This is a genomic window from Candidatus Cardinium hertigii, assembly GCF_003176915.1.
Lineage (GTDB): Bacteria > Bacteroidota > Bacteroidia > Cytophagales > Amoebophilaceae > Cardinium > Cardinium hertigii_A.
On record NZ_CP029619.1, the window covers coordinates 637847 to 651223 of the forward strand.

Genomic DNA, 13377 nt, shown 5'->3' on the forward strand with positions numbered 1-13377 from the left:
TAAAAGATTACGCATGCAATATCCAGTCCACCAATAAACGAACACCAAACCCCGTAGCGCCTGCCCCATGGTAGGCGCATGCTTGTTCTCTCCATGCAGTACCGGCTATATCTAGGTGGGCCCAAGGGGTTTTTTGCACAAATTGCTTTAAAAAGAGCGCAGCTGTAATGGAGCCAGCATTGCGCTGCTTGCTACCTGTATTGCGTATATCTGCTACCATAGACTGCATATCCTCCCTATAGGCCTCCTCTAATGGCATTTCCCAAACCTTTTCATCTGTTCGTTTCGCAGCAAGTGTTAGGCTCTGTATCAATTCTGATTGATTAGCAAATAAACCAGCTATATGATCGCCTAATGCTACAACGATAGCACCCGTTAAAGTAGCTAGATCTACTATGACCTCTACCTCTAATCGCTCTGCATAAACCAAGGCATCCGCTAAGGTAAGCCTACCTTCTGCATCTGTGTTATCTATTTCAATGGTTGTACCATTAGAGGCAGTCACCACATCTCCAGGCTTGGTGGCACTGCCACTAATCATATTTTCGGTAGCAGCAATAATAAAATGAATTTCTTTATTGGGTTTTAACGCACCAATAGCCTCTGCTGCGCCTAGCAACGCCGCCGCACCAGCCATATCGCATTTCATTAATTCAATGTGCGCAGCGCCTATTTTTAAATTGAGTCCTCCTGAATCAAAAGTAACTCCTTTACCTATAAAAGCAATTTTTTTATAGGGGGCATGAGGATCTAAAGACTTTGGTTTATAGACTAAATGAATAAACTTAGGGGGTTGATCAGATCCTTGACTGACAGAGAGGTAAGCAGCCATCCCCAAACGAGCACAATCCTCCTTTTCAAGTATATTTATATCAAAATGATATTTTTCAGCTAGCTCAATAGCTGTTTTAGCCAACACAGTAGGGGTAACATGATTAGCCGGCGCATTGACCAATTCTTTTGCTAAGTAAACGCCTTTTGTAATCTTCTCAGCTAGCTGGATGGCTTCGTTATTTTCTGCATTGTCTAATACATCCAATAAAACTACCTTTCTAAGAGAAGGAATGGTAGTATCTTTTTTTTGAGATTTAAAGCGCTCATCATAATGCGCAGCCAATAGGACACCTTCTGCAAAGGCTTTGATATAGACCGGATTATCTGCTAAAAAAGCAAAATTTACTACCACAGATTTGCTGTGTAATAGCATACACTCCCTATAAACTTTACTAGCTGCTTTGCGTATAACTACTTCATCTATTGCTTCTTTTCTACCTAATCCAAAAAGGATTACCTTCTCTATGTGATGAAAACAATTAGCAGAAACTATCGTATTTTGTTTCCCTTTGAACAGCGTCTCTTTAACCAAAGGGGTAATAACTTGATGGTAAAAATGTTCACTAATTAATGGATCATTATGCAATTGCATAGGATCCTCAGGAACAGCTATAGCATAACAAGGTAGGGTTTCTTGTACTTCCTGATTGTCCAGGAACTGAAACTCAATAGCAACACGAGACATAAAAAATGAGGATTTAATCTGTTTATTACAATCATAGGCCCGCGCTATACAACGCTATTATAAAGAGCGCAAAGGCCCTCTAGCGATAAATATAAACAATTTATATCAATTGATAATGCTGCAGAGGGAGCAATGTGTAGCGTTACTGTAATGCATGGGTTGGGTTAAAACAAATACCTTCTAACTAAGGATACAATCGTTTAGGGTATCTTGGAAAAAGACTGCTATAGCGGACATCTGGCAGCCCCAGAAAAGCACGCAGCAGGCGTTCCAACCCCATACCCGCCCCTGCATGCGGGGGCGCACCATACTGAAAGGCTTCTAGATAATGAGACATCGTATGAGCTGCTATGCCCAATGCAGCTGCCCGCTCGCTTAATAATTTATAATCGTGTATGCGTTGTGCACCAGAAAGTATTTCCATTCCTCGTAACATAAAATCATAACCATAGGTATAGGTAGGATTTTCTGGATCAATAAAAGTATAAAAAGGGCGCACTGCAGCAGGATAACCGGTGACCACATACAAATCAGTTTGGTATTGCTCCCTGATGATTGCTCCTAATTGCTTCTCCTCTTCTGTGGAGAAATCCTCCTCTTCTCCCCTGGTACTGCCAGAGGCGCTTAATAGGGCAACCGCCTCTGGAAAAGTCAACGCTACCAGTTCCGGGGCAAACAACAGGGGGGTAGTATGAAAAAAAGCTTGTATAAATGCTATTTCAGAGCTATACTGCTCATTCAATTTAGTAAAAAGAGAGGTTAACAATCGATACAACAGTTGAATCACTTCTTGATAGGTTTCATCTAGGAGCATCTCAAGGTCTATCCCTACAAATTCCGTAAGATGCCGTGTGGTATGCGAATGCTCTGCACGAAAAACAGGGCCTATCTCAAATACGCGCTTAAAGCCACCCATGAGGACCATTTGTTTGTATAGCTGGGGGCTTTGTGCCAAACAAGCAGGTTCTCCAAAGTAATCCAATCTAAATGGTGCCGCACCACCTTCTGAGGAACCCCCAATCAGTTTCGGGGTTTTAATTTCCATAAATTCCTCTTCACGAAGGTATTTTTGTATGTACCCAAGCATACCATCATTGACACGAAAAATAGCTTGCGACAGACGGGTACGCAGATCTAAGACCCGATTATCCAACCGCTTCCCATAAGGTATAGCAGCGGCTACTTCTGCTCGTTCTGTTTCTTTAAGGGTAATTGGTAAAGTTAAAGTAGCCCTGCTCATCAATGTATAAGCAATCAGCCGCAATTCTATCTTTTGTTGAGAACAGGCCAATACAGGTTTTTCGGTTCGTTGAACGATACCGATTGCTTCTATAAAAGATTCATTTTCCACTTTACGTAGCTCATCATAGCAGCTATCTGAAAACGCATGTCCAGCGACAGCTTTTCCTTTTACGACAATGACCTGCAACGTATGTAACCCATCCCTCAAAATTAAGAACAATAGGGTTCCATGTACTTTTTTAGAAAATACCCTGCCCCTTACCCGGACGATTTCCTGCTCGCTTAGTGAAGAAAGATTTTTAATTTCTACAAGTGCATGCATAGCCTATGCTATTTATCCTAGTTTATTAAATAAAATAAGGTATCGATATCCTTCAATTTCAGTAGTAATACAACAACTGCTCGGGATGAACACCCTATGGGCTCCTACCCTATGCGCCCCTTTTTAACGTTTATTCCTAAAGGTAAGGAAAAATTAGCCATGGTTTTGGGGAAAGCTAGTTAGGATACGCCTATTGTGCTTTGGGTACTGCTTTAGAAAGGGTTCTTTAAAAAAACAAAGAAATGGCAGGATTAGGAGAGTAGTTTAGGGATTACTACCCCTTCTGTATGGATGGTTTGTAGGATTACTGGACAGACTTTGCCGGATAGCCCCTGCTGATAAGGGAGCTGCACCCGAATGTAATTTTCGGTAAATCCCTCTACGGGTTCCTCTGCTTCTGCCTGTTCAAATAGAACCCTTGCCTGCTGACCTAAATGTTGACTATAAAAATAGCGTAGTTTCTTTTCTGAAAGTGTCCGCAACATATGGGCACGGCGGGCACGCTCTGCAAATGGCACACTAGCTGCCATAGTGGCAGCTTTGGTTTGGGCTCTTTCTGAATAGGGGAAAACATGCAGATAGGCAATCGGTAAACTATTTAAAAAGTGATAGGTTGTTAGGAAATCTTCTTCCGTTTCACCTGGGAAACCAACAATTACATCCACACCTATACAGCAAGTGGGGATCTCTTTTGCAATCGTCTCTATACGGTCTTGATAAAGCTGGGTATTGTATCGACGGTGCATCAATTTTAAAATCTTATCACTACCCGATTGAAGCGGAATGTGAAAATGAGGCATAAAACACTTGGATTGCGCTACAAAGGTTATGATTGCTTTGTTTAATAAATTGGGCTCAATAGAAGAAATACGAAACCGTTCGATACCTTCCACAGCCTCTAATGCTTGTATAAGTTCCAGAAAATGGGCGGTTCGTTTGTTATCGATGAGCCCAAAATCTCCTAAATTAACACCCGTTAGCACAATTTCTTTTATACCTTTTACTGCAATGGCTCTAGCCTGCGCAACTACTTCTGCAATAGGCGCACTTCTACTGCTTCCTCTGGCCAATGGTATGGTACAAAAGGTACATTTATAATTACAGCCATCCTGTACCTTCAGAAAGGCTCTTGTGCGGTCACTTAGAGAATAAGCGGGCGAAAAGGTACGCGACTCCTGGATAGGAGCCACCTGAATGGTAGCCGTTTCATTTCCCTCTTTTTTATCAAAATCAGTAAGTAAATCTAATAGCTTAAATTTTTCATTACTCCCCAAAACAGCATCTACCCCTGGTATTTGTGCAATAGCTTCTGGCTGAAGCTGCGCGTAACAACCTATAACAATTACAAAAGCAGAGGGGGCCATTTTTAGGGCATGCTTAACAACTTTTGCACATTTCCGATCCGCATTTTCTGTTACGGAACAGCTATTTAGTACAAAAACATGCGGCCGCTGGTCCAATGATACCGTCACAAATCCCTTTTGTCCAAATAGACGACTAATAGTAGCCGTTTCAGCAAAATTAAGCTTGCAGCCCAATGTATGAAAGGAGACTTTTTTCATCTTATCTAGATGACTACCTAATTTTTATACGGTTGGCTCCTGCCTGCTATCTACTACAGGCGCATGCCAACGCTTTGCATCGGTTGCCTTATCTGGTTGTAGCGCCAAACGGTAGACTTCATCTACCCAATCTACATAATGGAAGATCAACTTTTCTCGGTAGGATGCTTTAATTTCCTGTACATCTTTTTTGTTCTTACTGCTCAGTATAATTTCTTTTATGCCTACGCGTTTAGCTGCTAAAATTTTCTCCTTAATACCTCCCACTGGAAGTACTTGCCCACGAAGCGTAATTTCTCCTGTCATGGCTAAACTATCTCTTACCTTCTTCTGCGTATAAAGGGATACCAATGAGGTAAAAAGTGTGATTCCCGCAGAAGGGCCATCTTTGGGAATGGCGCCAGCAGGCACATGGATATGCAAATCATAGTTCTCAAAGATATCGTGTGATACATCTAAATACTGCTCATTTGCCTTTAGGTAGGAAAGCGCCGTCATGGCAGATTCCTTCATTACTTCCCCTAACTGACCAGATAAATGAATCCTTCCTTTGCCTTTGCTTAATACAGCCTCTATAAAGAGAATCTCACCGCCTGAAGCCGTCCAAGCCAACCCAACCGATACTCCCGGAATCCTTGCATGCTGATAATCCGTATTGTCAAATATTACTGGACCAAGAAAAGTAGCTATATCACTTTTTTTTACCTTCTTAAGATAGGGTTCCTTGAGGGCAACTGATTTTGCTAATTTCCTACAAACACCAGCGATTTGCCGGGCTAATTCACGTATACCAGATTCCCTTGTATAGCCATCTATGATGGCGGCATAGGCATCATCCTGTATCGATAAATCAGTAGCTTTTAAACCATGCTCTTTTCTTTGTTTCGGCAGAAGATAACGTTTAGCAATCTCTACCTTTTCTTCGAGTGAATAGCCATTTACTTCGATAACTTCCATTCTATCTTGTAAAGCAGCTGGAATACGATCCATAGTATTAGCAGTTGCTACAAATAGCACATTAGAAAGATCATAAGGCACTTCCAGAAAATTATCCACAAAAGTATGGTTCTGTTCTGGATCTAGTACCTCCAACAAGGCAGCAGCTGGGTCCCCTCGCATGCGATCTATTTTATCTATTTCATCTAATACCACAACAGGATTAGAGGCACCAACCCGCTGTATATTATAAATAATTTTTCCAGGCATAGCGCCAATATAGGTCTTCCTATGGCCACGTATTTCTGCTTCATCATTGAGACCACCTAGCGCAATACGTGCATACTTTCTACCCATTGCCTTAGCAATGGATTTACCTAAAGAAGTTTTCCCTACACCAGGCGGACCGCATAAACATAAAATAGGACCTTTCATATTTTTTTTCAGCTTTAAAATAGCTAAAAATTCCAACAAACGCTCCTTTACTTTTTCTATATTATAATGCGCAGCATCAAAAAATTTTTTAGCTTTGTTGATGTCTAAATTATCTTTCGTATACACACCCCATGGCAGCTCCACCAATACTTCTGCGTGGTTGATACTGGTGACATACTCGGGACTCTGTTGACTCATCCGCTCAGCTTTATCTAATTCCTTCTTAAAGAAATCAGCTACTTCTTTAGGCCATTGCTTTTTATTACCTTTTGCACGCAGCACTTCTATTTCTTCTGAAAGATCATTCTCACCCAGCTCATCCTGTAGAATCTTAACCTGCTGCCTTAAATAGTAATCACGTTGTTGCTGACTAATATCGGAATGTACCTTATCTTGAATCTCCTTCTTAAGCTCTGAGATCTCTAATTCCTTCAAAAGATGTTTTAGAAGCAAATTAGCGCGCTTAACGCTGCTATTCAATTCTAGCAATTTCTGTTTATAATGTATATCTGAATTAAGGTTAGAAGCTAAAAAGTAGGTAAGAAAATCGAGATTCTTAATGTTCACTAGGATGGCCTGCGCTTCATTAAAAGCTTCAGATCGGAACTTCAAAATTTTAATGGCTACATCTTTCAAAGATTGCATCAGGGCAATAACCTTTTTATCTTCTTTATAAGGCTGATCTTTTAATAGCTGAATGGTAGCTTCTAATCCGGATGCCGTTGCAAAGGTCCTAAGAACCTGAAATTTTTGCTTGCCATGGACCAATACAATGGTCTTGCCATTGGGCAAGTTAATGATTTTAATAACCTTAGCTAGTGTACCTACCCCATACCTATGGGGTGTATTTTCGACAGTGGTTTCTGTATTTTGTTGCGCAACAATCCCCAAGAAACCATCTCGCTCCTGTACGGTTTCTAGTAGATGTATAGAATGCCTCTCTTTTAAAGTAATAGACATTACTACATTAGGGAAAAGCACTACATGACATGGCGTAAGCAGCGGAATTTTATCCAAGGTATCCTTGCCAGCTAGTTGCTCCGTATCATCAGATACAATAAGCTCTACCATGCCTCCTAGGCTATCCCCTCCCCACGCAGCAGATAAAGCCCCATCTATGATTAATGACGTATTATTAAAATACATTGTAAATAATTGATGCTTATACGGTTTATTATCCTAATCTTATTACATATACTATAGTTTCCAACAAATAACATGCCAAAGTCGGCACATCAACCCAAAGTAGGGCATGCTTTGATTAGGCAAATAACTTATAGGTATCATTCCCACATACATACAACATAATTAAAACCAAAAGTACCCAGCCAATTTGTTGGGTTAGCTGGATGACCCTATCAGGAACTTTTTTCCTAAATAGCATCTCATACAATATAAACAGGGCATGTCCTCCATCTAATACAGGGAGGGGAAAGGCATTGGTTAAGCCAATTACTATGGATAGCATAGCAACAAGTGTTAAAAACCTATGCCAAACAAATGTACGCTCAAACATGGTAGCCAGGCTAATGGGACCCCCTAATGATTTTTTAATAGATAATTTTCCTGTAACTATTTTCCACATTCCCCATAACTGCTGCTGCATTACGGTAGTAGCCTGCTGTAGCCCAACAGGAATGGCTTGGAGCAATGAATAGCTTTGCTTGATATAGGTTAAGGCAGGAGGGGCTATACCAATACCTAACCGTTTTGTTTTTGCATCTATGGTAAGTGAAGTAGCCATTGGATAGCCCTTTCGCATGTACAAGATGCTAACACTTTTTCCCAGAAAAGAAGGAAGGACTTCCATTAATTGTGCACAATCGAATATATCCTGATCCGCTAACTTAACAATCTGATCCCCTGCCATTAAACCTGAAAGCTCGGCACTGCTATGGGAATCAACAGAAGCAATGATACAAGGCTGCATAGGACGTATAAAGCCAACCGTTTCTTCCTTTGCTAAAGCCATGAAGCGCTCTGGTATAATGGGCAACTCTAAGGTTTGGCCTGCTCTACAGACCGTATAGTAACTTGAAGCATGCAATGAAATAGCTGCCGTATAAATGTCATGAAAGTTCTCAAAATCTTTTCCATTGATCTTTATAACCTTATCGCCTGGCTTGAATCCCATCTGTACGCCCACAGCATTAGGCATTATACCGTATTGATTGACACTGTCTTTAGAGAGGAAATGATAACCCATTGCATAGCATAAGCCTATATAAATCAGTAAGCTACTAAGCAGATTAAAAATAATACCCCCTAATATAACGATCAAGCGTTGCCAGGCTGGTTTGGACCGAAACTCCCACGGTTGGGGGAGGTCAGCTGCAGGAGTTGAAGGGCAAGATTCGTCTAGCATACCCGCAATATGCACCGCACCCCCCAATGGAATGGAGCCGATTGCATACTCTGTTTCACCATACCGTATTTTAAAAATTTTGGGAGGGAACCCAATTATATAGCTATTTACACGCATTTTAAATAGTTTAGCAAAAAATAAATGCCCTAGCTCATGGATCCCTACGATAAGTGATAAACCAGCTAAAAATTGAATAACTTGAATAAGTACAGACGCCATATATTTTATAGAATGAAAAATTCTCTCTACGTTTTAAATGTAAATAGCTAACAGTATGCCACATACTCTCGAAATTAAGAAAAAAAGAAGATATCCCCTAAAGGATATATCTAGCTTAAAATCATTATATTGACAAGATCTTTTAATAAAAAGAATAGGCTAAAGCAATGGCCTGCCATTGCTTTAGCAGGAAAGCTGCTTTTTAAATGTACATTATTGGGTTTTACTTACATATGATTATTAGAACAAAAAAATACAAAATGCCGAGCGGGCTATATATAAAACTAGGCATGCAAAATATATTGCGGTTACATTGGTGGATTTTCTTGCTGCTCCTATTGGGAATAAGTGCTACCTTTTTTATAAAAACCATTTGGTTTATAGTAGGTAGTATGCTATTTTTTATTGGGTATCTACTTTTTTGGTTGATTCAATTCTATGGGTTTACACAGTTGGAAGAAAACCGGCTTATATTTGAGCGCGTTATTTACGAAATCAATAACCAATATTTGATTATGCAAGTCAATTCCCGGCAGGCTATTCCTTTTCCCTGGATAAACATTACAAAAGCTTATAAAAAAAAAGCTTATTTTTTACTTATCCTATCTAAGGCACAGTTTTTTTGTCTCCCCTTTAAGATTTTTCGTGGAGACAATGAGGTTAAGCTTTTTACAACACTGTTACAGCGTAAAGGACTTTTAAAAGGATAGCCAGGCAAATTATTTTGATTCTATTCAATTAGGGACTATATTCGTACATATTCCACGTATGGTATGTTCCCCTTAACGAGGGGAGGGAAACAATAAAAATAATATGGTTTTCAATTCTCATTTTTAAATGACATTACTGGAAAACATTAGAAAAAAGGCAGGTAGTGCTTGTATTGTTATAGTGATCGGCTGTTGTATACCGTTATTATTGCAGGGGATAAGTGATATGGGGCAGTATTTTTCCTTCCCTTGCTTCCACAAGGACGTAGAAGCGGTTGGATATGTAGAGGGTATACCCATAAGCATAAAGGATTACCACAACGGGATTAAAAATAAACTTAAAGCGCAGCATACAAAACCAACCGAGAAAGCGCAAATGGATGCCAAGCAATCTGTTTGGGAAGAACTTATAAGGAAGGAGCTCTATGAAAAGGAGCTTAAGCGATTGAATCTCTCGATGGGTACAGATGCATTAAGTATGGATGAATGGATTGATTTGATAAAGGAAGAGATTAAAGAAAGTCCTTTTGACCAACAGCAATGGCTGACGTGGTTAAATGATATAGAACGCAGCAAGGATGGGGAAAAGATATTGCGTCAAATAGGCCATGGTTTTTCCTTCAAAAAAGCTGTCAACCAACTGAATAAGTTGATGGTACAAAGTAACTTTACTACTTCCCTAGAAAAGACACACAAAGCAAAATATAGGGAAATGCTGTGCGATGTAACATACCTTTATATTCCTTTTACTTCCATTAGCGATGATCTTGTTACGCTTACAACAGAATCATTACAGGAATATGTACTGCGGCATAAGGCACAGTATTCAAAAAATTCAGACAGCATCAACATACAATATATTGCTTTCCCCATCCAGCCAGATGAAAAAGATAACGTTCATTTTCAAAAGGCATTAGATAGACTTACCGCCCAATTTTCTTCTGCCAGCGACCCTTACTATTTTGCGCAAAAAAATACAGATGGGCATCCTACCCATACGCGTTTAGAATGCAGCAGAGATGCACTACCGGAGGCATTCGCTAGCATTAAACATACGCTGCAAAGGGGTATGGTGGTAGGACCTGTGGTACAAGAAGGCTTTCACAGATTATATAAAGTGGTAGCAGTAACTGCCAATCAAGGGGGGAACGCTACCTATCAAATAGCTGTCATCGAAAAAAAACAAGCTATCTCTAAGCGGGCACGTGCTAAGCAATATAAGCGCGTGGAAAATTTCGCTGCAAAAGTAAAAAGTATGAATGACTTTAAGGCAATAGCTGAACAACAAGGGATAGCCGTACAAGAGGCAACCAATCTTACACCGGCTGACAGCGCGATCGGTCCCTATGGAGCGGCTAAAGCAGTAATACATTGGCTATACACAGAATCAAAAACAGGAGCTATTTCCCCTATTTTTACGCTGGAGGACGTTTATTTATTGGTGATTATGACTGAGAAAACAAAAAAAGGGACGTTACCTTCTCTTGATTCAGACGCTATGTATTACAATGTACGCACTAAGGTACTCAATGAGGCAAAAGCTACTATAATCAAAACGAACCTTACGCAACAGCTTCAGCAGCTTTGCAATCAACCGCAAGCTGCTATCTTACCAGCTATTGCAGCACAGTATAAGGAGCAACCCATTGAATTAAAGTCTGTAAAAGGAGTGCGGTTTTCTAAAAATGAGGATAGGCTTCTCAATAAAGCGAACGTTTTGATAGGTAGTTGCTTTGGATTAACAGCGGGCACCCTCAGCGAACCTATTGTTGATGCGGCTGCTGAGGGTGTATTTATTGTGCATGTAGAAAATAAACAGCCTCAGACCATGGCGTCAACAGAGGAAGGGGATGAGCTGAATAAGCCAACAGAATCATTCATGCAAAGCTATTATGTAAGCATAGAAAGCTATTATGTAAGTGAAAGCATGAAAGAGTTAGCCCACATTGTAGATAAACGGTATAACTACAACGATGCAACAGGGGCAAGGTTGTAGGTTTAAAGAAAAGGGCAGAATATAAAAATATTTTTTAAATAAAATCACATTTTATGTATGATGTATCTAGTTTGAAAGCGCAACTTGTCAGTCCCAAACGGATTACAATTGTCATGCATACAGGACCTGATGCAGATGCATTGGGAACTTCATTGGCATTGGGTTTATTTTTAAGCGCAGAAGGACATAGTGTACAGGTTATTGCGCCAACCGCTTATCCTGATTTTCTATCTTGGCTGCCTGGTGCAGATAAGGTAGTAGTAGCAGAAACCTATACAGCAGAGGCTTTGGAAGCGCGCATAGGGGATATAGATTTGCTTTTTTGTATTGATTTTTCTACGGCCAGCCGATTGGGCCTATTAGAATTTATATTAAAAAAACCTGGTGTAATTAAGGTTGTTATTGATCATCATACTGAGCCAGAGGATTTTGCAGATATTTTTTTTTGGGACCCCAAAGCTGCTGCTAGTGGAGAGGTGCTGTTTCAACTGATAGAATCGTTAGGCCAGAAAAATAACCTTACCACTTCTATAGCTACTTGCCTGTATGCTGCCTTAATTACAGATACTAATTCTTTTAAAAATCCTAACACTACACCTAAAACGCATCGCATAGCAGCAGAGTTAATGGAGCATGGGGTAGACACTTTTGGTGTACAGCGATTGATATATGATAATAAATCACTCAACAGGTTGCATTTCTTTGGATTTGCAATCAACCAGCGTCTGATAGTATTACCAGACTTGCATACAGCCTATTTTGTTATCCAAAAGGAAGATTGTAAAAGATACCATCTCAAGCAGGGAGACACGGATGGGTTGATATTCCATGCCCTTAGCCTGCAAGGAATCGCACTAGCAGCGGTTTTACAAGAGAAGGAAGATATGGTTTCTATTTCTTTACGCTCCGTTGGGGAATTACCTGTTAATGCAATTGCTAAACAATACTTTAATGGAGGGGGGCATAGAAATGCAGCAGGAGGCATTTCTAACTTAAGTTTAACTGAAACAATAGATCAATTTGAGCAAGGGTTAAAACAATTCATGCTTAATCATACAGTATGAGTTATAAATTATTCTGTAATGAAAGGTAGAACTAGTATACTATTTTTATTTTTAGCAGCTAGCTTGGGGCTGGTTTGGTACAACCACCAACACCATCAGTATGGTTACCCTTTTATGCAGCTATCATCTGGTATTTCCTATAAACGAATGATGCCGGGTAATGGAAGAAAGATACAGCATGGAGAGTGGGTAATATTTTCTTTTGAAATAAAAAAAATAGCAGATAAAAAGAAACAGGCAGCACAAGCGCAACAAGCTAATGGGGCAACTACAATAGCCAATGAATCCAATATCTTATGGCAGTTTAATGATAACCTAGTTAAGCCGTATAAGCAATTGATTGAGGTGATTGGCATGGTTGAAGAAAAACAGCGCATGATTTTTAAATGCACGCCACAACATATGTTGGCGGATGTTGACCCACTATCGGTAGAAGCTTTGTTAAAGATTTTCCAGCTTAAAGCGGACGATAAGTTAATGGTAGATATTACAGTAAATAAGATTATGACAGACGCAGCGCGTATGGAAATGGTAAGAAAGAAAGCAGAAGATCGTGCTGCGCAATTGGAAAAAGATAAAAAGTTGATCATAGATTATTTAAAAGAACACAACATACCAGCTGAAACAACTGATGCTGGTCTTTTCTATACTATTGATCAACCTTCACAAGATGCACCAGTTGTACAAAATGAAACAGTAGCAGTACACTATATAGGTAAGTTCCTGGATGGTACTGTCTTTGATACCAGTATAGCGGAAGTTGCTAAAGCGCACAACTTGTATAATGCTACAAGAGACTATAAGCCTTTTAAGTTTCTAGTAGGAAATGGTGAAGTTATAGCAGGATGGGACAAAGGATTACCGTTACTAAAGAAAAATGAAAAGGCACGTTTTTTTATACCTTCTGCGCTTGCTTATGGGGAAAAAGGAAATAGCCATATTCCACCTAACACTGTTTTAATATTTGATATTCAAGTAATAAATATAGGAAGTTAACACTTATAGCA

9 protein-coding genes are annotated in these 13377 nt (G+C 39.8%); 4 read left to right on the forward strand and 5 right to left on the reverse strand.

Annotated elements, in window-relative coordinates; genetic code table 11:
• Positions 1-7: 7 nt before the first annotated feature.
• From DK880_RS02565 to rseP, 5 genes are all read right to left on the reverse strand, one after another.
• Complete coding sequence (locus tag DK880_RS02565; RefSeq protein WP_109997261.1) at positions 8-1519, reverse strand: leucyl aminopeptidase; 1512 nt, start codon at positions 1517-1519, stop codon at positions 8-10.
• Between the two features lie 184 nt (positions 1520-1703).
• Positions 1704-3083, reverse strand: a complete 1380-nt coding sequence (aspS, locus tag DK880_RS02570; protein ID WP_109997262.1) for an aspartate--tRNA(Asn) ligase — start codon at positions 3081-3083, stop codon at positions 1704-1706.
• A 251-nt stretch (positions 3084-3334) separates the two neighbouring features.
• Positions 3335-4645 (reverse strand): tRNA (N(6)-L-threonylcarbamoyladenosine(37)-C(2))-methylthiotransferase MtaB, encoded by a 1311-nt coding sequence (mtaB, locus tag DK880_RS02575; protein ID WP_109997263.1) that lies wholly within the window; start codon positions 4643-4645, stop codon positions 3335-3337.
• 24 nt (positions 4646-4669) lie between these two features.
• Positions 4670-7162, reverse strand: coding sequence for an endopeptidase La (lon, locus tag DK880_RS02580; RefSeq protein ID WP_109997264.1), 2493 nt, complete (start codon positions 7160-7162; stop codon positions 4670-4672).
• Between the two features lie 115 nt (positions 7163-7277).
• On the reverse strand, positions 7278-8600 hold the full coding sequence (gene rseP, locus DK880_RS02585; RefSeq protein WP_109997265.1) for an RIP metalloprotease RseP: 1323 nt from the start codon (positions 8598-8600) through the stop codon (positions 7278-7280).
• A gap of 260 nt (positions 8601-8860) precedes the next feature.
• Here rseP and DK880_RS02590 point away from each other — a divergent pair, with 260 nt between their 5' ends.
• The 4 genes from DK880_RS02590 (at position 8861) to DK880_RS02605 (ending at position 13366) form a co-directional block, all read left to right on the forward strand.
• Complete coding sequence (locus tag DK880_RS02590; RefSeq protein WP_239302499.1) at positions 8861-9310, forward strand: YcxB family protein; 450 nt, start codon at positions 8861-8863, stop codon at positions 9308-9310.
• A gap of 127 nt (positions 9311-9437) precedes the next feature.
• Complete coding sequence (locus DK880_RS02595; protein WP_109997266.1) at positions 9438-11306, forward strand: SurA N-terminal domain-containing protein; 1869 nt, start codon at positions 9438-9440, stop codon at positions 11304-11306.
• A gap of 71 nt (positions 11307-11377) precedes the next feature.
• A complete protein-coding gene (locus DK880_RS02600; protein ID WP_239302500.1) occupies positions 11378-12370 on the forward strand; it encodes a DHH family phosphoesterase in 993 nt (330 codons plus the stop codon).
• A gap of 18 nt (positions 12371-12388) precedes the next feature.
• On the forward strand, positions 12389-13366 hold the full coding sequence (locus DK880_RS02605) for an FKBP-type peptidyl-prolyl cis-trans isomerase (protein ID WP_109997268.1): 978 nt from the start codon (positions 12389-12391) through the stop codon (positions 13364-13366).
• The last annotated feature ends 11 nt before the right edge of the window (positions 13367-13377 follow it).

Excerpts from the sequence above, each read along its gene's own strand:
- DK880_RS02565 (WP_109997261.1), bottom strand. The coding sequence starts at position 1,519 with ATGTCTCGTGTTGCTATTGAGTTTCAGTTCCTGGACAATCAGGAAGTA.
- aspS (WP_109997262.1), bottom strand. The coding sequence starts at position 3,083 with ATGCATGCACTTGTAGAAATTAAAAATCTTTCTTCACTAAGCGAGCAG.
- mtaB (WP_109997263.1), bottom strand. The coding sequence starts at position 4,645 with ATGAAAAAAGTCTCCTTTCATACATTGGGCTGCAAGCTTAATTTTGCT.
- lon (WP_109997264.1), bottom strand. The coding sequence starts at position 7,162 with ATGTATTTTAATAATACGTCATTAATCATAGATGGGGCTTTATCTGCT.
- rseP (WP_109997265.1), bottom strand. The coding sequence starts at position 8,600 with ATGGCGTCTGTACTTATTCAAGTTATTCAATTTTTAGCTGGTTTATCA.
- DK880_RS02590 (WP_239302499.1), top strand. The coding sequence starts at position 8,861 with ATGCCGAGCGGGCTATATATAAAACTAGGCATGCAAAATATATTGCGG.
- DK880_RS02595 (WP_109997266.1), top strand. The coding sequence starts at position 9,438 with ATGACATTACTGGAAAACATTAGAAAAAAGGCAGGTAGTGCTTGTATT.
- DK880_RS02605 (WP_109997268.1), top strand. The coding sequence starts at position 12,389 with ATGAAAGGTAGAACTAGTATACTATTTTTATTTTTAGCAGCTAGCTTG.